This window comes from Bradyrhizobium sp. 4, from assembly GCF_023100905.1.
Classification (GTDB): domain Bacteria; phylum Pseudomonadota; class Alphaproteobacteria; order Rhizobiales; family Xanthobacteraceae; genus Bradyrhizobium.
This window is the reverse complement of record NZ_CP064686.1, coordinates 1,788,628-1,813,783: the sequence shown is the minus strand read 5'-3', so window position 1 is coordinate 1,813,783 and position 25,156 is coordinate 1,788,628. Positions and strand designations below refer to the sequence as shown.

Here is a 25,156-nt window from a genome sequence, read left to right as displayed (position 1 = left end):
TTAATGCCGGGCGCGTCGGATGTCAGCCTTCCCAAGTTAACCAGACGAGGCGTCCTTTGCCTGCCGACGCAGCATCAGGCGCGTGTCCATAAAGGGCTCCACCTGCCCGGCAGTTCTTTCAACAAGCGTTCCCCAGGAGCGCCCAACGAACAGCGCAATCATGCGATCGATGTCGTCATAATTCCGTGCCTTCAGGCTGCTTCTTTCCGTGCTCACATTTGGTCCGAAAGCACACATCGCGATCACGCTTTGTGGCATCGGCAACCCGAACGGCACACAATTGAAACTTTTCATCAACGGCCGCTTTCTCTCGCAAAAACTGACCGGCGTTCAGCGTTATGCCGCCGAACTGGTCAAAGCGATCGATGTCTTGCTTGCGTCCGACCAATTGCCCGCTGCCCTCAGAGGAGCAGAGTGGCAATTGCTCGTGCCGAGCGAGACGAGCGAAACGATCAATCTCACTCGCATCAAGATTCGCAAGATAGGACGGTTGAGCGGACATGCCTGGGATCAGATTGAACTTGCGCGCGCCGCCGCTGGAGGTCGCCTGATCAGTCTGGCCAATGCCGGACCTGTGTTTCATCGCGATCATATCGTCGTCATCCACGACGCACAGGTCTTCCGCCGGCCCGATTTCTTCAATTGGCGCTATCTGGCCGTCCACCGAACGATGGGTCGGCTGCTTGCACGCCGGGCCACGATCGCGACCGTATCGGCCTTTTCTCGCAATGAACTGGCTGCAATGCTTGGCCTGTCGAAAACGGACATTCCGATATTCCCCAACAGCGCGGAGCATTTCGCGTCCACAACGCCTGATCCCGGTATTCTCGACCGACTAGGGCTTCAGCCGGGAAAATATTTTCTCTTTGTCGGCTCCAGAACCAAGAACAAGAATCTTGCCGTTGCGATTGAGGCCGCGCGGCTACTCGAACGAAAAGACGTTCCGCTCGTCATTGTCGGCGGAGATAACAGCAAGGTATTTCAAGACAATCTGGGCGAGAGCGAATCGGGCCTGCTTCTGGCAGGACGCCTGGCGGACGGGGAGATTGCAGCTCTGTATGCACACGCCCTGGCGTTTGTCTTTCCCTCTCTATACGAGGGCTTTGGTGTCCCGCCACTGGAAGCCATGATCTTCGGCTGTCCGGTCATATCCTCCACGGCTGACGCGGTGATGGAAACGTGCGGCGAAGCAGCTGCTTATTTTTCCGCCAACGATGCTCGAGCGCTGCAACAGCTTATGCTCGAAAGGTTGGCAGTTGGCGCAATCTCTGATCAGGAGCGCAGAAAGCAACAGGATCGTCTTGCATTATACTCGTGGCAAGACTCGGCGCGAGCATTGCTGGGTTTTCTCGCATCGCGAGCATAGCGAGGCGCCGCCGGTTTGGCGGAAGCGCTCAAATTTTGCGCGCAGTTGCTCGAGCACGACGCCGACGGCGGTTCGGCATCCAGCGAGTTCCATGCGCACGTTCGACTTCGAAGGAAGCGAGCTTCAACATCGCGGCGCAACAACACCACACCGCTGCCTAAATCTCGCTATGGATTGGATGGAATGTGATCGCATCCGTTGATGCTCAATTAAGGATGCGCCATGTCGATCTTCCCAACTCAATCCTCCGCAAGGCAGGCGGTGAAGGTGCTGCATGTCGCAGAAACCATCCGGGGTGGGATAGCGAGCTACCTGAACGAATTGCATCCGCAGCAGCAAGCGAGCTTCGGCGCGGAGAACGTGCACTATGTTGTGCCATCGGATCATCGCCACGACCTCGTTGGAATCGATGACAGCCAGATCACAACCTTCGACAGATCGGGCCGCAGCATCGCCGGACTGTTTCAGATGCTGCGGGCGAGCATGCAGGCGCTCGACGCCTTCAAGCCTGACGTGATGCATCTCCATTCGTCGTTTGCCGGACTCGTTCTCAGGCCCGCGTTGGCCGCTCGTTCTGAAGGTCCTCGCGTCGTCTATTGCCCGCATGGCTGGGCATTCTCGCGAGAAACCGGCCGCCTGAGCCATCTGGCGGCAAAAGCTGCAGAGACTCTTCTGGCCCGCACGTCGGATCGTATCATCTGCATTTCCGGCGATGAATTCAATGAAGCGGTCCGGGCGGGAATTCCGACTGACCGTCTGACCCTGGTGCACAATGGCATCTCCAAGAGCCGCCCGCTGCCGCACGGCGTTGCAACGGATTGGACTTCAAAGAAGGCCAAGGTCCTTTTCATCGGCCGGCTTGATCGACAAAAGGGCTTCGATCTCCTGATCGAGGCCGCACGATCCCTCGAAGACGTCCTGGATGTTCGCATTGTCGGCGCCTCCGTCGTCAACAAGTTCGACGGAGCTGCGGTTCCCGCCAACGTCTCGCTGCTAGGCTGGCTGGATCGTCAGCAAATCGAGACTCAGCTGGAGGCGGCCGATCTCGTCGTCATCCCGTCACGATGGGAGGCCTTCGGCCTCGTCGCTCTGGAAGCGATGCGCGCGGCCAAGCCCATCCTGGCCTTCCACAGCGGAGCGCTCCCTGAAATCGTCGTTGACGGCGTCACCGGCGTGCTTTGCGAACCTGTTGCCGTTCAACCTCTCATCGACGGCTTCCGACGGATGCTCGATCTGGATCTCAAGGTCCTGGGTCAACGCGGCTACGACCGCTTCAAGCAGTTTTATGACGTCCAGAAGACACACCGCCAGTTGCATCAGGTCTATGTCGAACTCCTCGACGACAGCAAGAGCGGAGCCGAGCAGAACGTGGCGCTGCAATCGGACCTCTCGAAGCCTTTTTGAGGTGAGTTGCGGCAGGCGAGACATGATGACGAGTATGATCCAGGCGATGGCAGGCCACCGCACCTTGGGTCGCAACGGGCTGCTCTGGATCGCGAGCGTCATCGCGTCTGCTTCTCTGTCGGTCCCGGTATGCGCTCAACAGGCTCAAACGCTTGAGAGCAGATTCCTGCTGGGTATCGGCACCCATCAGGGACTGGGAGGGCCGGTCAGTTCGCGAGGCTACGTGCCCTCCGTGAACGTCGGTCAGATCAAGCAATTGGGCTTCAACGCCTTCCGCGATGATTTTCCCTGGTCTGATTTCGAATTGCCTGGCCGCCGGATGGGCTTCACGCCGCGATTGGGCAGGCTCGACGCGCAGGTTCAGTCCGGCATCGCCCGGCCGCTCCTCATTCTTGCATTCGGTCATCACCTCGTGCCGAACTCGTCGCCCCCGACGACGGACGAAGCCCGGCAGCGGTTCGCGGACTATGCGGCAGCGGCAGCGCGATCGATCGCGCCACAGCGCCCGATCTTCGAACTCTGGAACGAGTGGAATCTGGCAGCGAAGAAAGACGCTGCATTCTCAGCCGAGAATTACCTGGCCCTCGCCAAGGCAGCACGGCCGGCGGTCAAGCAGGCGGTGCCGAATGCGCCTTTCGTCGTCGGCGCGATCGGCGACGATCCCGGATGGACGTGGACGGAGAAGATGCTGCAAACCGGGATTCTTCAATACGCCGACGGCGCCTCGATTCATCTTTACAATTTCTGCATGGCGCCGTCGAAGCGCAATTCGACCGAGATCATCGACCGGCTCACTGCGTTCCATCGGCTGGTCGGCCAAGCGAGCGGCAATCCCGACTTCCCCATTTACGTGACCGAAACTGGCTGGACCACGGCTGCGAACAAATGCGGTGTCAGCGAGCAGGCCCAGGCCGACAACACGGCACAGCTCATCCTGTGGGCCTCGACAGCGGCGCGCTGGCTCAAGGGGATGTGGATTTATGAGCTCAAGAACAGTGGCCAGAATCCAGCCGAGCTGGAGGACAATTTTGGCGTCTACGGTTTCGACAATTCGCCCAAACCCGTAGCCTGCGCGGCGCGTGGCGCCTGGGCATTCATTCGCTCCACCCTAACCGCGGAACGTAGGAGCCTTGCCACCGGGGTGATGTCCATCGGAGCATCCTCGACCACCGGCGGCAAAGTCGCGGTCTGGTCCGAAGATCCGGATCGACGCTACGAGGTCCGGATCAGAGGCGATCTGCCGGGTGCGACTTTCGCGGCGCCCTGCGATGCAACCGCAAGGCCCGCCTCCGGGATCTGGCTGCCGGTTTCGAGCACGCCGGTCCTGATCGCCGCCAATAATGACGCCATTCCCGCACTGGATATACGGCCGGCACGGTAATCGGATCGGCACAAAGAGGTTGACGCGATGAAGATCCTTTTGACATCCACACTTTATCCGACCCCGCAGGCACCGAAGATCGTCGGCGGAGCAGAGATCTTCGCGCGGAGATTCGCCGAGGGCCTGGCTCAGCGCGGCGACGAGGTCGAGGTGGTGCGCGCCGCATCCGCACCCGAGCAGGGGCGTGAATTATGCAACGGTATCAACGTCTATTCCGCACCGGTGCAAAACGTCTATGCGCCGTTCACGGAGCAAAAGAACGTCGTGAAACGCAGCATCTGGCATGCGATCGACGATTGGCAGATCCAGGCCCCGATGATCGCGGAGCGCATCCGCGCCTTCAAGCCGGACGTGCTGCATTCCAATAATTTATCGGGCCTGACCACGGCGATCTGGCGGGTAGCCGCCAAGCTCGGAGTTCCGGTCCTGCACACGCTTCATGACTACTATCTGACGTGTCCACGCTGCTCCCGCTTCGACAAAGGCCACTCCTGCGAACGCACCTGTACGAGCTGTGGAATCCTGACGTACCACCGCAAGCGGGCGACGCATTGGCTCGATGCCGTGGTCGGCGTCAGCGAGCGCGTCCTGTCCATTCACACCGATATGGGCATGTTTGCCGAAACGCCGATCCGCACCGTCATCCGCAATGCCTCGACCGAGCCGCCGCGCTCACCCTACCCGCGGCCTGTCTGCACGACGGAAGTGACGTTCGGCTTCATCGGACGGATCACCGAGGAGAAGGGCATCGACAATCTCATGCGAGCGCTTGCCATGCTGCCGCCTGATCGGATCCGGATGATGATTGCCGGCCGCTTGAGCGATCAGGAGCAACAGCGCCTGAGAGCACTGGCGCCGCATGCGCGGGTCGAGTTCATGGGATTCGTATCTCCCGATGAATTCTACAGGCAAGTCGACGTCGTGGTCGCGCCGTCCATCTGGCACGATCCCGGCCCGCTCGTCGTCGCGGATGCCAAGGCGGCGGGCAGGCCGCTGCTCGGTACGCACTTTGGCGGCATGCCGGAGGCGATCGAGCATGGCATGACGGGGTGGTTGACCGAAGCGGATCCACAATCTCTGGCCAGGAGCATGCGCGAAATCGCGGCGGATCCACACAAGATCGACGAGATCAGCCGGCGGCTTATCGCGGACACGAACAAGTGGATCTTTTCCGACGTATTGTCGTCGTACAAGAACCTGTATGAACAACTGCGTCAGCAACGGATGTCGTCGGTGCGCCCGGCAATAGCCGGGGCGCCGCATGCGCATGCAGTGCCAAAGAGTAGCTTCATTCCGAGATGACACGTCTCTTCGCGATCGCCGGCTACGTTTACCAAAGCGCAGCAGCGATCATCCTGATCTTTGTGATCAGTCACCTGTTGCCTGCCGCCGACTACACCAATTATTCCCTCGCAATGGCCTCGAGCCAATTGCTCTGCGTCCTCATGTTCGAGTGGCTGCAGCTCGCGGGGCTGCGCTTTCTTGCGGCCGCCAAGGAGAGCGAGGCTGCTCGACTGAGATCGTCGCTCTTTGCAGCCGCGCTCATGAGCGCCGGCGCGCTCGTTGCCGTCGGGAGCTGCGCCTCCTTGATCAGCGGCCTCACGCCACGGCTGGTCGTCCTCGGCCTGAGCGTGGCCGTACTTCAGGGCTCGACCGATTTGTATTTCTTATCGGTACGTCTGTCGAACCGGCTGGGGACCGCCGCCTGCCTTCTTGCCTTGCGTGCGACGGCTCTTTTGGGCGGGGCCGTCTCGGGCGGAATGATCTCAGGCACGGCCGAAGCGACGCTGCTCGGCATCGCATTGGGTCACATGCTTGGGCTCCTTGCCGGTCTCATCGCATATCGCACGCCGCTGGATCGCGTGTCGCTGCGAACAATGCTGGCTGACTGGAAGGACTTCTCGCGTTACGGCATGCTTGCAGCCGGCGCGTCCGTGATCCATTTGTCCGTGCCGGTTCTGCTTCGTATCATCGTCGTCGGGCGACTCGGCGCCACAGGAGCCGGTGCAGGATTTTCCATTGCGCTCGACCTGCTGCAACGTCCCTTCTGGGTCCTCAATGCGGCGATCCACACCGTGAGCTATCCTGAAGTGGTCAATGATTTCGAGCACGGGAGCGCCACGACATCGAGACAATCGGCGCGGCACATGTTCGAGTTCATGATCTGCACGACCCTGGTCCTGCTGGGCGGGCTTGTCGCCTTCATTCCGGACGCGGCCCGCATCCTGGTCCCGCGGGAGAGCGTCGAGGGCTTCCTGGCGACAGGGCCGGCAGTGGCGGCCTTCTATTTCCTCCATACCCACCTGCAGGCGACGATCGCGGTCGTTCCCCACCTGGAAAAGCTCGCGACAAGGCTCGTCCTCGTCGCTGCCGGGCAGCTTGCAATGGTTGCGGCGTTCTCCCTGGTTGCGGTCTGGGCCGGCCTGTCGCCGCAAGCAGCAGTCACCTGCGCCTCGATCGCCACGCTCGCAGCGATCTCGGCCGGGCTTGGCCCTACCCTCAGATTCGAGGCGTTCCCGCGCTGGCCCCTAGTGCTTCAGGCGCTCGCAGCCGCCATCCTGATCGCGTCGTTAAGTCATGCGCCGAGCGAACCGGTGACGTGGCTTGCCGGAAAAATCGTCATCGCCGCAATCGTCACGGCTGCGGTCGGCTGGCGCGGAAACTTTCTCCTCATGGCCCGCCCAAGCTGATCTGTCGACCGGTTCCCGTCACAAATCCTCTTTGGAGCTGAGGCGACTGACACTCCGCTCGTGTTCGCGAAGTTCCTACCGTGGAACTCTCTACTTCGCCCCAAAATGCGGCAAAGTGACTGTCAACCAGTACGAGAATACTGAATGGTTTGCTCGTACCGGCAAAATTCTACCAGCGCATCGGGTCGACCTGACGTTTCACCGCATCCACGCCCGAACTCACATGCATCATTGAAGCGCGACATGCGAATTTATTCAGCAGTGAAACTCTGCGAATTCTTGGAAGCGCCATGTTCAGGTCATGCTGCGTCGGCACGACATCGTTATTGTCTTGAATCAGAGTCGACCTGTTCCTGCGAGGAACTGCTGATCGCTCTCGATTTGTAGCTCCGATTTTTATCTGAAATTCACACTCGATCGAGAAGGTTGAACGCAAATCCCTGCGAGCAATTTCGTTCGCGTAGAAATTCGAGTGTGAAATGTCGTCAGATCAAACCATCCTCTCCGCAAGCGGCTTCATCAACTCCATCGGCGTCAACACGCATGCCGGCTTCGGGTGGACCGACTACAATAACCTCGCATTGATGGTCGATGACCTGAAGTATCTCGGCGTCACCCACCTGCGCGACGCGATGGGAACCAGCCCCGCGGCACAACCGGTCGTTGAAGGGCTGGCGGCTGCCGGCTACAAGTTCGACTTCCTGGTGTCATCCGCCCTACCCCAGCTGGGTGCGGCCGGCCTTCAGAAGTATATCGTTTCGCTCGAGAAGTTCGTGGCGAGCCATCCGGGCAGCATCAGCGCCATCGAGGGCCTCAACGAGGCCAATCACCAGCCCTTCAGCTACAATGGCAGCTCGAGCCTTGGCGCCGCGTCCCAGTTCCAAAGCGCGCTCTATCAGGCGGTCAAGGCAGACGGCACGCTTTCCAGCATTCCCGTGTTCAATCTGTCGCTCGCCTACAACGATCCCCAAGGCTACAGCCAGCTCGGCAACATGTCGGGCTCGGCCGATTTCGCCAATGCGCATGCCTATGTCAGCACCAGCTTGACGACCAGCAGCTCACTTGCCGCCACGTTGAGCGCCGTCTCGACCGCGGCGCCGGGAAAGCCCGTCGTGATTACGGAGACCGGCTACACCACCCAGGCCAACACTCAATATCTCGGCGTCGACGAGACGGTGCAGGCCAAGTCGATCTTGAACACCCTGGTCGATGCCTACAAGGCTGGCGTGAGCGCGACCTATCTCTACGAGATGTTCGACCGCGACTCGTCCGCCAGCAACACCAATCCCGAAGCCAACTTCGGCTTATTCAACTCCGACGGAACGCCGAAGCTCGCCGCGACGGCAATTCACAACCTGACGAGCATTCTGGCCGATGACGGCAAGGGCGGCCTGCAGCCGACTAATCCATTGAACTACACGCTGAGCAACATGCCGGCCTCGGGCAACAGCATGGTGCTCGGCAAGAGCAATGGCGCCTACGAGCTGGTCGTTTGGGCGGAGCCGAAGCTCTGGAATGATGCGGCCGATGCCGAGATCTCCAATCCAACCCAGACGGTCACGGTGAATCTGGGTGGCATGCATCACTCGGTCAAGGTGTACGACACGCTGACCGGAACCACCGCGATCGCGAGCTACACGGACGTCAGCACCATTACGATTCCGGTCAGCGATCACCCGCTGATCATCGAGATCGACGCGCCTGCGACCACCCCGATTCCGCCGGACACCCGAACCAGTGTCAGCGGTACGGCTGCCGAGATCGTGCCGCAACTGTCCGACCTGAGCACGTCGACGGCGCTTAAAACCATCACGCTAACCGACTCGCATGTCCTGCCCGTCGCTTCGAAAGCGACGATGGACTATATGATCGCGCATTACGGCAGCGCACTGTCCAAGATCCAGGGCGGCCATTCCTTCTCGGTCACGAACTCGGCCGCGACCTGGAGCAGCACAAAAACGTATGACGCCAGCGGCAACCTCCTGTCGAAAGCGGACACCGGCCTGAACGCAAGCGGACTGCCTATTTCGACCACGATCGTCTACACCGACGGGTCCAAAGACGCGATCGGCTACACCGGTGGCGTAAAGACCACCTCCGTCCATTTCGCTACCGACGGAACCAAGACCACCGACACCTACAACACGACCGGCACGCTTCTCAGCGAAGTCTTGCAAAAGTCGGACGGCTATTATTCGACGACCATCTACACCAACGGCGTGAAGACCACGGTCTATGTCAAGAACGCCGACCACACCCAGGACAACTATACCTACAACATCAAGGGGCAGAGCTACACGAGCCAGGTCCAGCACCTCGATTCGACTGGCAAGGTCACTTCGGTGGTCCGCAGCCATGCCGACGGCTCGCTCGATTCGACACAGGTCTACAACAGCGACAGCAGTCGCGTGATCACCACCTATAGCGCCACGGGGGTCAAGCTGATCGAGACCGACTACCATGCCGATCGCAGCAAGGACGTCTGGACCTACAACATCAAGGGGCAGAACTATGCGACCGAGCACGACGTTTACGATACGACCGGCTTTCTCACGACCCTGACGCGCCTCCACACCGATGGCAGCCTGGCGTTCAAGCTGACGCAAACGACGGACGGTACCAAGACGACCGATTGGTACAATGCCGCCGGCGGCCTCACCAGCGAAGTCGTCCAAAAGGCCGACGGTTTCAGCTCGACGACGCTCTACAGCAACGGCGTCAAGACCAACGCCTATGTCAAGAATGCCGACGGCAGCCAGGACAATTACGCCTATGGCATCACCGGCCAGAGCTACAGCACACTGATCCAACACGTCGATCCATCCGGCAAGGTAACGGCCGTGACCCGCAAGCATGCGGACGGCACGCTCGACTATACGCAAGTCATCAACAACGACGGCAGCAGCGTCGTCACCAACTACAACGCAGCGGGAACGAGGACGAAGGAAACCGACTACAACGCCGATGGCAGCAAGGATATCTGGCTTCTCAACATAACCGGCCAGACCTACACGACCGAGCACGATATCTACGATGCGGCAGGCTTCCTCACCTCGCTGGTTCGCACGCACGCCGATGGCAGCCTGGCCTTCAAGCTGCAGCAGAGCAGCGACGGCACCAAAGTCTCGGACTGGTACGACGCCAGCGGCATTCTCACCAGTGAGGTCCTGGAAAAGACGAGCGGCTACAGCGCAACGACGATCTACACCAACGGCGTGAAGACCGCCGCCTACATCACCAATGCGGACCAGAGCCACGACAATTACAGCTACAACATTACAGGTCAGAGCTATACCACGCAGTACCAGCACCTCGACCCCTCCGGTGTCACAACCGAAGTCGTCCGCACGCACGCCGACGGGTCGCTCGACTACAGCCAGGTCGTCAATAGCGACGGCAGCGTGGTGAGCAACTACAATGCCTCCGGCGTCAAGATGACGGAGACCGATTACCACGCCAACGGTTCGAAGGACGTCTTCCAGTTCAACATCGTGGGGCAGACCTACACGAACGAGCACGACAGCTACGATTCGACCGGCTTCCTCACCAACATCGTGCGCACCCACGCCGATAGCAGCCTCGCCTTCACGCTTGTCCAGAGCTCAGATGGGACCAAAACCTCGGACTGGTACGACGCCAAGGGCGTTCTGACCAGCGAGGTGACGACGAAGATCGACGGCTATAGCTCCACGACCGCCTACACCAACGGCGTCAAAACCGCCGCGTACATTACCAACGCCGATGGCACGTCGGACAATTGGAGCTACAACATCAAGGGGCAGTCCTACACCACACAGCATCAGCACCTCGATGCCTCCGGGCATATCGTCGAGCTTACCCGGACCCACGCCGATGGCACCCTGGACTATACCCAGGTCACCAACAACGACGGCAGCAAGCTGACCGACATCTACGACGGCTCCGGTTCCAAGACCCAGGAGATCGCCAACAATGCCGACGGTTCGAAGGACGTCTTCCTGTTCAACTTCAACGGACAGGCCGGCACGACGCAACACGAGAACTACAATTCGGCCAACGCACTCCAGTTCTTCGACGCCACCAAAACCGATGGCACGCACAACGTCACGGCGGTTGCCACCGGCGTGACGATCCAGGGCGGGGCCGGCAATGACCTGTTCTCGGCGGCGCCGAGCTCGACCACGATCGCCTACGATCACGGCCAAGACCAGATCGTCAACTTCCAGGCCGGCAACGCCGCCACTCACGACGTGCTCCAGATCTCGAAGCTCCTCGCCGCGGACTATAGCCATCTGCAAATCACGCAGTCCGGCGCGAACGCCCTGGTCACGCTTTCGGCCAGCGACTCGATCCTCCTGAAGAATGTCAACGTCGCCAGCCTGACGAGCCACGATTTCCTGTTCGTCTGACCACGGTGAATTGTCTGCAGGATCGCATCAACATCTCAGGCGTCGGGGCCAGCTCAGGCAAGTTCCGGCGCCGTTCAATAATTAGGCGGCTGCCTTGTCGCGAGGCATAAGCCGCATAATGGCTATTCGCCTGCCGTCGAACGCGGCCCAGCGAACTTGCGTCACAATTCACCGCTAAGCAGAAGGTAGCGTCACGCAAGGAATTCGACACACGATGGAAGCCAATGAAGCCAGACGGTTCGTCGTTCTCGACTTCTATCGTTTCGTTGCCGCTCTCGGCGTTTTCATTTTCCATCTGAAGACCATCGACAGCGGCGTTGCACCGGTCTGGAACGGATCTTATGGCCTTTTCGTGGACATGTTCTTCATCTTGTCCGGATTCGTGATCTCCTATTCCTATCCCTCTGACGCCCGTGGTCTCAAGGCATATTCCCGATTCATGATCCGCCGCATCGCGCGGATCTATCCGCTGCATCTTCTGACTCTACTCGTGTTCGCATTGCTGATCGGGTTCGGTCTGGACCGATCGGCGAGGTCCACGCCGCTGGACTTCCTGTACAACCTCGTGCTGCTTCAAGCCTGGGGCGTTACCGATCATTTGAGCTTCAACTCTCCGTCCTGGTCGATCAGCGCGGAATTTTTCTGCTATCTGATCTTTCCCCTGCTTATGCTGCTTGCACGCAAGGTCCATCCGCTGGTGCTGGCCGCCAGCGTTGCCGCGCTCTATCTGGTCCTGGCCCACGGCCATCTGCCGATCTGGCAAGAACGATCGCAGATGTATGGAGCCAATTACGACTACGGGATGCTCCGTGCGCTGCCGAGCTTCCTGAATGGAATCCTGCTCGCCATATTGTTCAGGTTGTCGCAACCGTATCGGCACAAGCCGGTCGTCTTCGCCGGCATCGCCCTGTTCGGGATCTCCGTGCTTGTTCTGAACGTCTTCGCCAAGCCGGATCTGGCCATCATTCTGTTCTCCTGCGCGATCCTGCTCACCGCCGTCGGGGAGAGCGCCTTCGTGCAAATTCCCGGCAGCCGCCTCCTCGGGCGGCTCGGCAACACCTCATATTCGATCTACATGCTGCACGACGCCGTGCTCATCGCCGTGTTCAAGCCGTTATGGACCGCGCTTGGGCTGCGTCCGGATCAATTTGGCCTCTTCGCCCTGGCCTGCTGCGCGATCCTGACCATCATCGCCGATCGCACCTATGCCTATTTCGAGAACCCGGCGCGGCGCCTGATCAATCGTGCGGCCGACATCGGATTTGGATCGCCTCGCAAAGCGCAATCGTCCGCCAAGACGTCTGTCACCAACAAGGCGCCTGCCACCAAGACGTCCGTGCGTTTCGACGAGACGGAGCAGGCCGCCAACTGACGTCCGCCCGCTTCTCTCAGGCGACCTTACCGTTGGACGCCGCGTCAACCGACATCAAACCATCGCCCCGCAGCGGAGCGATGTTGGCGCGCGACAGCTCCATGACTGTCGGCAACATATTGCGGACCTGCGCGCCAGCCGTCTCGTAGGCGCCAAGGAACCTCAGCAGAAACTTCTCGAGATTGTCTCCCGCGAGAAGTTGCTCCGGTGAGAGAAGAAGCGATTCGCTCACACCGAAATGAGCGAACAGACCCTGGAACTTATCCTGGTATGTGATGGCCGCAACCGGCGTTCCCTGTCCGAGAGCCGCAATCGCCAGATGCATGCGGCCGGTGACGACGCCGTCCACCAGACCGACGACCGCCTTGATCTCGCTTGCCGACAGAATGTGCTCGACATGATGAATATGGTCGCCCAGCGCCGCGCGCAGGCGACCAGCCAGCGGTCGAAGGCAAATATCGTCAGCGATCCCCGGACGATAGTCGTGCGCGAGCAACACCCAGCTCGCGTTATGCTCTCGAGACATGCGCCCCATTGCGCTCGCCGCGAGTTCGATCATTCGCTGCAATTTGGCCGGCTCGGATTTCCTGAACAACATCGGGTGGATATTGAAGACAAAGACGTTGCGTCCCTGTCTGCGCTGCTCCGCAATCGCGGCCTCAATCTGCGTCACAGCCGCAGTCTCCGGCTGCGGCACCAGCATGAATGCGGAATCGGAGACGAGATGCGCACGATTTGGGGCGAAATCCTTGAAGCGCTGAAGCGATAGTGCATCGCGCAGATTCAAGACCACGCCGGGATCGAGCAGCCGAAACACCTCGCGCAATGCCTTGGCCGGACGGGAATTGAAGCTGAATCCGAGCACGCTGACCTTGGCGCCGCACGCTGCCATGAGATCAGCGACGAGCAACATGCGAGCGGCGTCCACGGGGGAATAGTAGCCGTCCAGCACATCTGCCCCCAGAACCATTCCGAAATCCGGCCGGGTGAGAGAAAGCTCCTGCGCCATCGTCATATAGGAAAACGGCTGCCTCCAAAGTTCGAGCGGCCTGAAGCCCATTGCGCGCACTTCCGCGCTTGCCGCTTTGGTGGCGGTGACAATGTAGACCTCGATGTTCGGATGGGCCTGCTTCATCTCGCCGACGGCCGCCTCGATCATGGCCTCATCGCCGCGCGACTGATGAATGCTCCACGGATCGGACGGGAGCAGGACGAGCCGGCGCGGGTTGTTACGCGGCGCGGCATTGACACCGATAGCCTTCCTGGCAATCTGCCACCTGCGCAGTTCGAGCAGATCGACCGCAAAGGGCGTGTTCTTCGCGCTGTTGAGCCAGCCTCGGAGATGCTTGCGAACAGGTACCGGAATCAATTGCTTCACGACGTCTTCCTTGTCTTCATCAGGCGGTCGCACCACGCTTCACGACGAAAGCGATCAGGGAGAACAGCTGCTTCCGCCAGAACAGCAAGATGCTCATCAGATAGGTCGCCCCGAAGCATGACGAGAGCAGCCCTATCCGCAAATAGGGATTCATGTCCGGGGTGGCTTCGCGGCATAGCGCAACTGCGCCATAGGCCAGAAGGATGGCGCAAAGACAGCCCGCGACGGGCCGCAGAAACTGGTTCCAGCTCAGGCCCAGCAGCCTGAGCGCCAGCGCGAATGTCACGGGCGTAACCACGAGCTGTGCGACAGCGAAGATGGTGGCCAGCTGACCAATGTCGCGCGACGGCAGCAGGAACATTGCCGGCACCACCGTGGCGAATTTGAGAATGTTCAGCAGGAAGACGTAGTTGGGCTTGCCCATGGCGCCGAAATAGGCGCTGTTCACGAACTGCACCGTCTGAATCGCGCCGATGAGCATCAGCGGCCTCATCACGGCTTCGCTGCCGGCCCATTTCGAGCCGAACAGCAGCAGGGAGAACTCCGGCGCGATTGCTGCCAGTAGCACAAAGACCGGAGAGCCAATCAATGCTCCGAGGCTGACGCTGCGCAAATACGCGTCTGCAATACGGTGACGCTCATGCGCGATCCTGGACAGTGCGCTCAGCGCGACATCCATAACCGCCTGTGTCAGCAATTGCATCAGGATGATGTAGACTCGCGCGCCCACCGTGTAGATGCCCAAGGCCGCGACGCCATAGAGCGACAGGATGATCATGTCGATCGTACGCACGATGGCGAAGTCCAGCAGCCTGTTCGACACGACGTGGATGCTGTAGCCGGAGAGTTCGCGCAAGCTCTTCAGATCGTAGCCGCGCATCGGGAGCCATCTGGGCTGGCTCCAGAGCCACAGGCCGCTGACCGCGCTCTGAACGACCACCTGGATCACGAGGCTGAGGGCGCCGAACCCGGCATAGGCACAGGCGATCCCGACCACTCCGGAGATCGCGGTCGCCACCATGGTCCTGAGCGCAAGCACGCGAAAATCCATCTGGCGCTTGTAGAGCGCCTCCTGGAACAGCGTGGCGGTACCGATCGGAAGCGAGAGGCTCGCGGCCGTCAAGAGCGGGGCAAGTCCCTTCACGCCGAGCCAACGTTCGATATCGGTCGCCAGCAGGGCGATGAGAACCGCAAGGAGGGCCGACGCCGCCAGTGAGCAGAAAAATGGCAGCGTCACGTCCGTAGGCTCGAGCGCGCGTCGCTGGATCAACGCGTCACCGAACCCGAATTCAGAAATGGAGCTCAGGAGCAGCAGGATGAAGCCAACCAGCGCGGCAAGACCGAAATCCGCAGGATTGAGCAGCCGCGCCAAGATCAAGAACAGGACAAATGACAGCGCACGGCCGCCCCAGTTCTGCGCCAGCGACCACAACAACGCGACCACGACCTGATGTTGTTTGCCCGGAGTGACGTTCATCAAAAAATCGACCTAATTCCGACAGATCCAATCACAATCGCCCGCTAGACAAGTAGGCAATCGATGACCGCGCGTGACCTCGCCATTTTCCACTGCGTCCCGATGGCGGCAGCAATCGCGCAGCAGTGCGACGACGTTATGGCAATCAGATGAGCGCCATCAATCATCCGATTTAGCGTGGAAGTGAGTTCAAATCGTGGACTACACTCCAACCGGCTCAGCGATGTGATGCAAAATGGATGCCTTGATGAATTCGCCCGCCACTGCCTTCAAACGTGATTCCAGGCGCTTGCGCGTGGCGATCTATGCGCCGCATTTTGCAGAATATTCCTACCGGCTCGCATCGGGGTTGGCGCGCCATTGCGATGTTCGCCTCGTCCTCAACCGCAAGGATGCGAACCAGCAATGGGAACTGGCCGATATCGCGGCGACGACACCCTTCAACACGAGGATTCGCGATCTGAGCCTGCGCCGCGCCGGCGCCATCGGCATTCCGGCTTCGTTCATGGACATAATTTCGTTTCGTCCAGACGTGGTTCATTGTCACGAAGTTCCGGAAGTCTATACGTCCAAGCTGATCCAGTTGCTGCGTCCGCTTGGAATCCCGCTGGTGCTGACCGTTCATGACGCGATTCCCCATTCGGAAGGCGGTTCTGGCACTTCTCCACGCGAGGATGGCTGGCGCGCGCGCATGCGCGCGGCAGCATCAGTCGTCACGACGCACGGCGAGAGCTGCATTGCAGATTTTCGCCAGGCCTCGCCGGACTTTACTGGAGAAATCGTCTCCAGCATGCATGGCGTGCTCATGGTGCCCCCGACGCGCGCCGCCGCCATCGAATCCGAATCTGCACGAATCCTGTTTTTTGGGCGGATGTGGGCTTACAAGGGGTTGGACGTCTTCATCGACGCAATCGACCTGCTCGACCGGCGCGGCGTGGCCCACGAAGCGATCGTCGCGGGCCGCGGTCCCGAGATGACGCGGCTTGGCGCGCGCATGGAGGCGATGCCGACGGTCAAAACGATCAACGCCTATATCTCGCCCGAGGATACCGGCCAATTGTTTCAGTCGGCGGCCGTGGTCGCCCTGCCCTATAAGGATGCGACGCAGAGCGGCGTGCTGGCGTCTGCTTACGGGAATTCCCGTCCCGTCGTCGCCAGCGCCACCGGTGGCATTCCTGACGTCGTGACAGACGGAGTGAACGGGCTTCTGGTTCCGCCCGGCAATGCTGCCGCCTTGGCCGATGCGCTCGAACGCGTCCTGACCTCGAAGTCGCTTGCCGCGGCATTGACCGATGGTGCACGGCAGACAGCAGCCGGTCCGTTGAACTGGGATCGCATCGCCGATGGCCTGTTGCCATCCTACCGCAAGCTTGCCGGCCGTACCGTGAGTTGATCGTGACGGATATTGCAATCTTCTAGGCGGATTGTTCCATCTTGCTCAACGACCGAAAGAACAAGCCGCGGACCGCGCCATCCAACAGGCGTCTCAACCTTACCTCGATCAGCTCATAGCTGATCGCGCTTGCAATCAGCGACATCAACGAGCCCAGCAGGATGAATGCTGCCCACAGCAGCCAGCGGTCGACACCGATAGCCACGAGCTTGAGCCCGATCACCTGCAACGGAAACAGGACAAACGGGTGCACGAGATACAGGCTGTAACTTATCTTGCCGACATACTGCAGGGCCGGCGTGCTGAGGACCCTGGCGAAGCCGGAGTCCGGAGCCAGCACCATGGCAAACAGCAAAAGGCCCGGAATAAGACCCACGAACGGGTGAAACAGCACGAGACTCGCGTACATGGCGATCCCGCAAGTCAGGCCCGCCATCAAACCAAGAGGTCCCGGAATGGAGATGCGCCAGCCCGTGGCGCTGAGAAGCATGCCGATGCAGAAGAACGCAGTGATCGGCCAATGCAGAAGGCAGGCCACACCCAGCAAGATCATGGGCGCCGCCAGCATTCTACCTCCGATGCGCACCATCGAGAATGTCAGCGCGAACCAGATGTAGAACGCCCACTCGTAAGTCAAGGTCCAGGCATTCTGCTGAGCGATGGGCAAGCCGAGAGCATCCTGCACGAAGAACAGATTGGCCGTGAAGATCGCCAGATAGCTGGTCAGATCGATCCCGCGGAAGAATTTGTAGCCCACGATCGGGCCAATCACGAACAGCGCGAGATGCAGCACGACGAACACCGGCATGATGCGCAGGATACGGTCGAAGAAGAACCGTGGCAGCGAGCCGTGCCGCACCAGACTGGCCGGGATCAGGAAGCCGCTGATCATGAAAAACAGCTCGACACCGTGGCCGCCGACATTGATTACCGATTGCAGCCAGAGCCAGAGCGGCGGCAGGAAACCGGGATCCGGAATGTCGTACACGCCTCCCTTTGGCATGTCGTAGAAATGATCCATCAGCACGCTCAGAGCCGCAATGCCACGAAGTCCCTGGACGGAGGGAACGAAAGATCCGTCGTATCCGGCATTCGGCTGGCGCGTTGTTTCGATCACTCAGCTGCCCCTTGCGCGCTGAGCGCCGGCTCGAGAACGACCGCCCTCCTGCGCTTCGACCGGAACCTTTGGCCGAACGAGATGCTGGGCTTCTCGACGAACGCATAAGTCGACCAGCTGACCAGGATCGACAGCGCCGCGACCAGCGCGGCGAAAGCGGCCCATCCCAGTGGCCCATCACCCAGCCAGACGAGGCGATGGATCCAGACGATCACGAATGGCGACATCAAATAGACGGAATAGCTGATGGTTCCCACGAACGCCATCGGGCGCCAGGCCAACCTCTCACCGAACGCCGCAAACGCGATGAAGACGAGCGCAGCGCAGACGTAAGCCGCTCCGATCGAATAGCTGTAGAAGAAGTTCTCCTGATAGACGCCGCCGAACCTCCTCTCCGCCAGCGTCATGGCGAAGATCGCATAGAACACCGTACACACGGCGACGTGCGACCATCGCAGCTTCCCGCCGATGACGGTGTCGCGGATGATCTTGCCCAGGAACATCGCCGAAAGGTTCAGCCCGACCTCCATGAGCGACGACACCGTCCTGCTTTCGACCAGGAGTGCTGCGACTGTCCCGACCAGCGCCGCAGCAATGACAATCGCAACTGCAGTAAACCGGCGGTTCAGCAGTCCCATCGCGAAAAGAATGGTGCATCCGACATAGAACAGGAGCTCGATCGCCAACGTCCAGTAGAACACCCAGAGGTTCGGGATGTTCACGAACGTCTGCAGCATCGTCACGTTCGCGATGACCTGCGACAAGGGATAGGCGTTGGACTCCAGCACCTGCATCGTGACGAGCCCGATCAGCATCGACGTCCAGTACGCCGGGTAGAGCCGAAAGAAGCGGCTGATCGTGAAATCGCGCACGGGCGTAGCACTGTCCGGAAAACTGAAGGGGATGACGAATCCGCTGACGAAGAAGAACAGCACGACTCCGAACCGGCCGAAGTTCATGTAGTAGCCGATCGCATCGTGGAAGACCCAATAATACGCGCCGGTGGGGTGCTTCTGGACGATCACCTCGAACACGTGCTGGAACAGCACCGACAACACGGCAAGGCCGCGCAGCGTATCGATGAATGCAAGCCGTCTATGCATCGTTTATCTCACCTGCTCCCACGCGCTGCCGTCCCTGGCATATCGACGCCGAAACCCTCCAATGAGCGGATCGGCCGCGGCAATTCTATCGGAACGGTATCGGCTGCCCGCGCGGACGTCGCCCGCCGGGAGAATACTTCGCTGAAGCTCAAGGCGATGATCAGGAGTCCTGATGCGGGGCCGTAGTTCAGGACCGTGATCGTAAACAGGTTGACCACAAAGAGCAGTGTCAACTTGTAGACGTCGGTCGCTCCGAAATTTGCCCGGAACACCATCACCATGAATGCGACGAACGGGAGCCCGAACATCAGGTATGTTCCGATGTAGAAGTTGTCGACCGGCACCCAGTACGCCGCCAGCGGCGAGAACAGCTTCTGGGGATAGTTGAAGCAGCCTGCGCCGCAGCCGGTTATCAGGCCGATCGGCATCAGCTGGCTCATGTAGACGAACGGCAGCTGCCAGCTGTTATTGATACGGTCGAGAATGCTGAACAGGGTCGAGTGCGGCACTGCTGCGGTGCCCGATGCGACCACGATCATGAAGAACGGAACGAGGATCGCAGCGAACGACCACAACGCGATCGCGCGGATCGCGGGGAAGCGCGACTTCTCCGGCAGCATCCGCACGATCACCAGCAGCACCAGGTAGAGCACAAGAACGATCATGGTCGTCTTGCTGGTGGTCAGACGAATGACGTAAACCGCCAGGGAGCCGTACAGAAGGCACCAGAGCGTGCTCTTGCGGATCGACGTGATCGCAAACGACACGAGGATGAAGAATGCGGCCATGGTATTGTCGGCGGCAAAGCCCATCAGGCGCTGATCGTCACCGCCATAGGCCCACCACAGCCGGCCCGCCTCACGTACGGCGCCAAAGGATTCATATTTGTAGCCGACCCAGGGCATGAGGTAGAACTTCGTCAACAACACGCCGATGACGGAGAGATAGAAGGTCACGGCGATGACCGACAGCAGCTTTCGGTAGGAACCCAGGCTCGAATCGCAGAAGCAGAATCCGACGAACACCGGCAGCATCATCTTGAAAGCCGAGATCGCGGCGGTCGCAGTGCCCATCATGAAGTAGCCGAGCACCAGCGACAGCATGATCTGCGCGAACACCAGGAGCGCCAGGGTGCTGCGGTTACGCAAAATACAATGCACGAAGAACTGGACCAGGCACAGAAGCGCAACGCCGTCGGGCAGGTACCAGAGCGTGTCCAGATGAAAGATGCTGGTGTAGTAGCGGATCACGCCGCCGAAGGCATCCCGGACCAGATAAACCCCGAGCGCGATCGCCTCGATGTTGAGGCTGACCAGCGTGATCTGCGGGCGCTGCAGCGCTAGGGCCGTCATGCTCGCCTCAGTTCGTCAGCCGCGCCGATGGCGCGGGAGATGGCGAAAAATCGGGCCGGCTTCCAAGAACATTCCGAAGCAGCTTGCCGCCGAGAATCTCAACGTAGAGATAGCTGAAGTGCGAAACCGCCAGCACAGCTGCCAGGGAGATCACGAGATTCAGCGTTGCCGGCAGCCCGGCCCAGATCGAATCGAGCGCCGCGATCGGCCGTGGCCCGAGTGCGCGCACGAAGTACTCCGCGAAAAGCACCACGAGCGCATGCACCATATAGATGGAGTAGGATCTGCGCCCCAGCCATACCAGCGGCCGCGCCACCAAAATCTTCGGCACCAGCAATGCATCCGGAAACGCCAGCAGGCTGCCGAGGAAGGCTGCGAAAACAAGTGGCGCCAGGAAGGTGGCCGCCGGATTGGTCTCGGCGACGCTGACCAGGACGATACTGGCAATCATGGCGATCAGCTGCAGCCCTCCCTGCACGGCAGGGCTCGGCTTGCCTGGCAGGCGACGAACGATCCTGACGGTCAAGACACCGAGGAAGAAGCTCACAAAACAGCGAAGAATGCCGAAATCGGTCTGGAGTCCCAGGCTCCTCTTGTCGAGCACGAAGATGATGATGACCAGACTTGCGACCGCGACCAGCCCGGAGACGGCGTAGAACCACGACAGCGAACGCATGCGCTGGGCCAGCAGGACGATCAAGCCGAACACCAGATAGGTGTAGAATTCGACACTTATGCTCCAGCTCGGAGCGTTCCAGCTGAGATAGTCAATCAGCCCCATCGAATGCAGGAGAAAGACGTTGAGCAGGAAGGAATAGGCATTGTTCACCTCGAAAGCGGCTGGCGCGGCAACCACGACGCCTGCGGCGACCAAGCCGATACGCAGGAGGCGGAACAGCAGGTTTGCGATCAGCATGACGATGTGAAGCGGATAGACCCGCGCCAGACGCCGCACCATGAATTCGCGCAACGAGAAGCGCCCGAAGTCGCCCTCGACATAGCTCAACGACATCACGATGCCACTGAGGACGAAGAACAAGTCGACCAATAGCCACGCGCTTCTGAAGAACGAGCAGTTGATCCATGCATTGTGTGGGAATGCCGCGAGAAAGGTCGGCATCAGCAGGAGATGGTGGATCACCACAGATGTCGCGGCGATACCCCGGATGCTGTCGAGCGGCAGGACATGCGCTTTCTCACGATGAACCAACTCCGTCACATCGACATTCCGTAGCTGTTGCACCGCAGCAGTCTGTATCAGGTCTTTGCGTGCTTTCAATCGTCACGATTGAGGATTCGCGTCACGCATGACGACCGGCGATAAATTCATCGCTCTCTGTCATTCGAACATGCGCGCGACAACTTTGCGCCATTTTTGCTGATCGAGAAGCATCGCGACGAACGAACTGAGTCCCACGGCGAATGGTCGCGAGCCTTTGCGAGCAAAGTATGCGCGAAATCCGGCGGTGTTGCGATTTGGCCTTTATGGAAGATGTTTCTTCATCCGCGCGCTGCTGTCGCTGGAACAATTTCCGTGTGTCAATTTCGCGACGAGATTATTTTGATCGCCTCATAAATCTTCAAACTGCAAAATTCGCAGGCGGCATTGTGCCGATCTCGCGAGCATTGCAAATCGTAGTTGCACAACCGACGAGAGGTAAGGCACTGTTTGGCAATCGATGGCACGCGCGACCGAATGAAACCCGCTTTTGCGTCGCACAAAAATTGACACAGTTGACTGCCATTCTTCGTGTGTACTGGTTTTGCAGCAACGACGAAGGGACACGGATGAGCTGCGAAGTGACGCGTCGTGCGAAGCCGACATGGCTATCCATCATCTTGATGGTATCTGCTCTGATCGCATCGGGCGTTGGTCCGACCCGCGCTCAATGCGTCGGATTCTCAGACCGCGCCTCACAAACCGAACTCGACGCCTTCGTGAAGGCGCCGTCTTCGCTTCTGGAACGGCTACGCAACGACAAAGAGAAGCTGAGGTCTCGCCTCTCCTCATATATCGCGACCAATCCATCGGTGTTGCCGTCGGTGCAGACGCTCATCTCCGAATCGGCTTCCCCCGACCGCTCGACCATCGGCGCAGCGCTGCGGCTCGCAGAAGCGCTGTGTACGTCGACGAAACCGGACGCTGCGCGTAAGATCAGGGATTTCACGCAACGGGTCGGCGACCTCGCCGTGCAAGCAGGCTATTCCGCGGAGGGAGAAGATGGCTCCAGCGCCCAGTTGCAGCCGAGAGACAACAAGCCAACGCAGTCTCGGGGCGGAGCGCTCTTGGAAGGCGAATGGAAGACCAAACTGGCCAACCCGTTCAAACCGGTCCCCCTTCCGAATTGATTCCTTGACCATTAAGGCAGCGATTTTCAGATGTATCAGCCTAGAGAACACTTCCAATCGGGACACCGATTCGGCATCGAGTTTGGCGGCGCGGTCCTCAGTTTTGACCGTGTGACCGACGTCCTTCGTCGGCAATGGCCGCTGATCGCTGCGGCAGTCGGCGCCTCGCTGGCTCTGGTGATCGTCTATCTGGTTCTGGCAAAGCCGATGTATACGGCAAACGCCCGTATCATGATGGACACCCGGCAAACCCAGGTTCTGGACAAGGACAGCGGGACCAACAGCGCTCTGATCGACACCGGCTATGTCGACAGCCAGGTCGAAGTCATCAATTCTGACGACCTTATCCTTTCAATCGTTCGCCGCCTGCGGCTCACCGAGGATCCCGAATTCAACGGATCCAATCCAGGACTTCTCGCCGTCGTCACCGGCAAGATCATGTCGGTGTTCGGATCCGGCGAACCGCCCACCCAGGAGCGGATTGAACATGCCGTGGTCGAATCGATTCAAAAGAGTCTCAGAGTCGAGCGCGTCCTGACCACATATGTCTTGTCGCTCAGTTATCGCGCACACAGCCCGGACAAGGCAGTCAAGATCGTAAATGCGATCGCCGATGCCTACATCGTGGGTGCACTGGAAGCAAAATACCAGTCCACGAAACGGGCGACCGAATGGCTCCAGCAGCGGAGTGTCGAGCTCAGCGAGCAGGCGACGGCGAGCGACCGCGCGGTGCAAACCTTCAAGGCGGAGCACAATATCGTCGGAACCAGCCGCGGCCTCATGTCCGAGCAGCAACTGTCGGACTTGAATACACAGCTGGTTCAGGCGCGGGCGGCCACGGCCGAAGCCAAGGCGCGCCTCGATCGGATCGAAGCGATTTCCGACCAGGATCTCGCCCAGCCGACCGTGACGGACGCCCTTAACAACTCGGTTATTACGCGCCTGCGCGCCCAGTACCTCGATTTGCAGGCCCAATATGCCGATTGGTCAAGGCGTTACGGCAAGACTCATCTTGCGGCGGTCAATTTGGCCAACAAGATGGAGGAGCTGCGCAAGAATATCGCCGATGAGCTTCATCGGATTGGCGACGCTTATCGCAGTGACTACGAGATCGCAAAAAGTCGAGAGGCATCTCTCGACAAGAACGTGAAAGAGCTGGTCGCCCAAGCGGGTCACACCGGCCAGGCGGAAGTCAAGCTCCGCGATCTCGAAAGCGCCGCCGACACCTATCGCAATCTCTACAACAACTTCCTGGAGAAGCTGCAAAGCGCCACGCAGAACCAGAGCTTCCCGATCAGCGAGGCCCGCCTGATCAGCACCGCGACCAAGCCTGATCGCAAAAGTTCGCCGCGGACGGTTTTGGCCCTGGTGGGGGGCCTGGTAGGCGGCCTCTGTCTCGGCTTCGGCGCCGCCTTTGCGCGCGAGCTACTCAACGACGTCTTGCGGACTCCCGGAGAGGTCGAGGACGAACTCGGCGTGAAGTGCCTTGGTGTCCTGCCAGATATTCGCCCGCCGACAACACGTGGGTTGCTTTCGGCATCCGCGAAAGCCGACGAAGCGGGGCTATCCCGCTACGTTGTTGATCATCCATTCTCGCGGTTTGCGGAGACGTTGCGCAACATCAAGGTTTCGATCGACGTTGCGCGTATGACCCGAGAGATCAAGGTCATTGGCATTGTATCGTCGCTGCCAAAGGAAGGAAAAACGACGGTCGCGGCCAATTTCGCTCAATTGATCGCCATGACAGGTCACCGCACCATCCTCATCGACGGCGACTTGCATACGCGCTCACTCACGCGGGACCTCGCACCTAACGCCAACAGCGGACTGGTCGAGGCCCTCAGTGATCCCACGGGCTTCAGCTATCACGTGCAACGAAGCAAGGAGACCGGTCTCGATTTCCTGCCCTCCATCGTTGCTTCGCGCATGGTCAATTCGGCCGACGTCATCGCGTCGAGGCCAATGGCCGACCTGCTCGCGATGCTACGGGAACACTACGAATATATCATTATCGACCTTGCCCCGGTGATGCCGGTGGCGGACTCCAAGGCGTTCAGCCCCCTCATCGATGCAATGGTCTATGTGATCGAATGGGGAGCAACCACGCGAGCTGCGCTTCAGGAATCAATCTCGGGATCGGAGATCCTTCAGAAGAAGCTGCTGGGTGCCGTCCTCAATCGCGCCAACCCGAAGATGCTTGGGCGCATCGAGGCGTATAAGGGTAAGCACCGCAACAGCTACTACGTCGAACATTCCTAGGGCGAAGGAGGCGCACAAGCCGCACAGTCTGCGGCCGCGCCCCTCGCGCATGCCCCGACCTGCTGACGACCGTCGCGGGGTTTTCCCAAGATAGGCTGCAGAGGGCACTTTTCGGTCCCGCCGTCTG

At 59.9% G+C, this 25,156-nt stretch carries 16 protein-coding genes; 10 read left to right on the top strand and 6 right to left on the bottom strand.

The genetic code is table 11. The features are described 5' to 3' along the window. Window positions 1-280: 280 nt before the first annotated feature. From IVB45_RS08265 to IVB45_RS08235, 7 genes are all read left to right on the top strand, one after another. Entirely contained in the window at window positions 281-1,366 is a 1,086-nt protein-coding gene (locus IVB45_RS08265) for a glycosyltransferase family 1 protein (protein ID WP_247357258.1), read from the top strand. A gap of 222 nt (window positions 1,367-1,588) precedes the next feature. Then, window positions 1,589-2,770, top strand: a complete 1,182-nt coding sequence (locus IVB45_RS08260) for a glycosyltransferase (protein WP_247357100.1) — start codon at window positions 1,589-1,591, stop codon at window positions 2,768-2,770. Window positions 2,771-2,792: 22 nt separating this feature from the next. Then, the gene (locus IVB45_RS08255) at window positions 2,793-4,151 is read left to right on the top strand and encodes a glycoside hydrolase family 5 protein (protein WP_247357101.1); all 1,359 of its coding nucleotides are present in this window, start codon (window positions 2,793-2,795) and stop codon (window positions 4,149-4,151) included. A gap of 27 nt (window positions 4,152-4,178) precedes the next feature. Next, window positions 4,179-5,453: a glycosyltransferase family 4 protein gene (locus tag IVB45_RS08250; RefSeq protein WP_247357102.1), complete on the top strand. Its 1,275-nt coding sequence runs from the start codon at window positions 4,179-4,181 to the stop codon at window positions 5,451-5,453. Next, window positions 5,450-6,841, top strand: a complete 1,392-nt coding sequence (locus IVB45_RS08245) for a hypothetical protein (protein WP_247357103.1) — start codon at window positions 5,450-5,452, stop codon at window positions 6,839-6,841. The genes IVB45_RS08250 and IVB45_RS08245 overlap by 4 nt, the downstream gene beginning before the upstream one ends. Before the next feature lie 479 nt (window positions 6,842-7,320). Further along, on the top strand, window positions 7,321-11,229 hold the full coding sequence (locus IVB45_RS08240; protein WP_247357104.1) for an RHS repeat protein: 3,909 nt from the start codon (window positions 7,321-7,323) through the stop codon (window positions 11,227-11,229). 214 nt (window positions 11,230-11,443) lie between these two features. Beyond that, on the top strand, window positions 11,444-12,601 hold the full coding sequence (locus IVB45_RS08235) for an acyltransferase (protein ID WP_247357105.1): 1,158 nt from the start codon (window positions 11,444-11,446) through the stop codon (window positions 12,599-12,601). A 16-nt stretch (window positions 12,602-12,617) separates the two neighbouring features. Here the strand turns inward: IVB45_RS08235 and IVB45_RS08230 are convergent, their stop codons facing one another. Then, entirely contained in the window at window positions 12,618-13,979 is a 1,362-nt protein-coding gene (locus IVB45_RS08230) for a polysaccharide pyruvyl transferase family protein (protein ID WP_247357106.1), read from the bottom strand. Between the two features lie 19 nt (window positions 13,980-13,998). Continuing rightward, a complete protein-coding gene (locus IVB45_RS08225; RefSeq protein ID WP_247357107.1) occupies window positions 13,999-15,456 on the bottom strand; it encodes a lipopolysaccharide biosynthesis protein in 1,458 nt (485 codons plus the stop codon). Window positions 15,457-15,703: 247 nt separating this feature from the next. On the opposite strand from IVB45_RS08225, the gene IVB45_RS08220 reads away from it, so the two are divergent. After that, complete coding sequence (locus IVB45_RS08220; RefSeq protein ID WP_247357108.1) at window positions 15,704-16,849, top strand: glycosyltransferase family 4 protein; 1,146 nt, start codon at window positions 15,704-15,706, stop codon at window positions 16,847-16,849. 22 nt (window positions 16,850-16,871) lie between these two features. Here the strand turns inward: IVB45_RS08220 and IVB45_RS08215 are convergent, their stop codons facing one another. From IVB45_RS08215 to IVB45_RS08200, 4 genes are read right to left on the bottom strand one after another with little or no spacing between them, the layout of a single operon-like run. After that, the gene (locus IVB45_RS08215; RefSeq protein WP_247357109.1) at window positions 16,872-17,966 is read right to left on the bottom strand and encodes an acyltransferase; all 1,095 of its coding nucleotides are present in this window, start codon (window positions 17,964-17,966) and stop codon (window positions 16,872-16,874) included. Next, complete coding sequence (locus IVB45_RS08210) at window positions 17,963-19,069, bottom strand: acyltransferase (RefSeq protein ID WP_247357110.1); 1,107 nt, start codon at window positions 19,067-19,069, stop codon at window positions 17,963-17,965. The genes IVB45_RS08215 and IVB45_RS08210 overlap by 4 nt, the downstream gene beginning before the upstream one ends. An 8-nt stretch (window positions 19,070-19,077) precedes the next feature. Beyond that, complete coding sequence (locus IVB45_RS08205; RefSeq protein ID WP_247357111.1) at window positions 19,078-20,421, bottom strand: hypothetical protein; 1,344 nt, start codon at window positions 20,419-20,421, stop codon at window positions 19,078-19,080. A gap of 7 nt (window positions 20,422-20,428) precedes the next feature. Continuing rightward, window positions 20,429-21,640 carry an acyltransferase gene (locus IVB45_RS08200; protein ID WP_247357112.1) on the bottom strand — a complete coding sequence of 404 codons (1,212 nt, stop codon included), beginning with the start codon at window positions 21,638-21,640 and terminating at the stop codon, window positions 20,429-20,431. 230 nt (window positions 21,641-21,870) lie between these two features. On the opposite strand from IVB45_RS08200, the gene IVB45_RS08195 reads away from it, so the two are divergent. Together IVB45_RS08195 and IVB45_RS08190 are read left to right on the top strand one after the other, a co-directional pair. Further along, window positions 21,871-22,770: a hypothetical protein gene (locus tag IVB45_RS08195; protein WP_247357113.1), complete on the top strand. Its 900-nt coding sequence runs from the start codon at window positions 21,871-21,873 to the stop codon at window positions 22,768-22,770. A gap of 30 nt (window positions 22,771-22,800) precedes the next feature. After that, window positions 22,801-25,029, top strand: coding sequence for a GNVR domain-containing protein (locus IVB45_RS08190; RefSeq protein WP_247357114.1), 2,229 nt, complete (start codon window positions 22,801-22,803; stop codon window positions 25,027-25,029). Window positions 25,030-25,156: the final 127 nt, after the last annotated feature.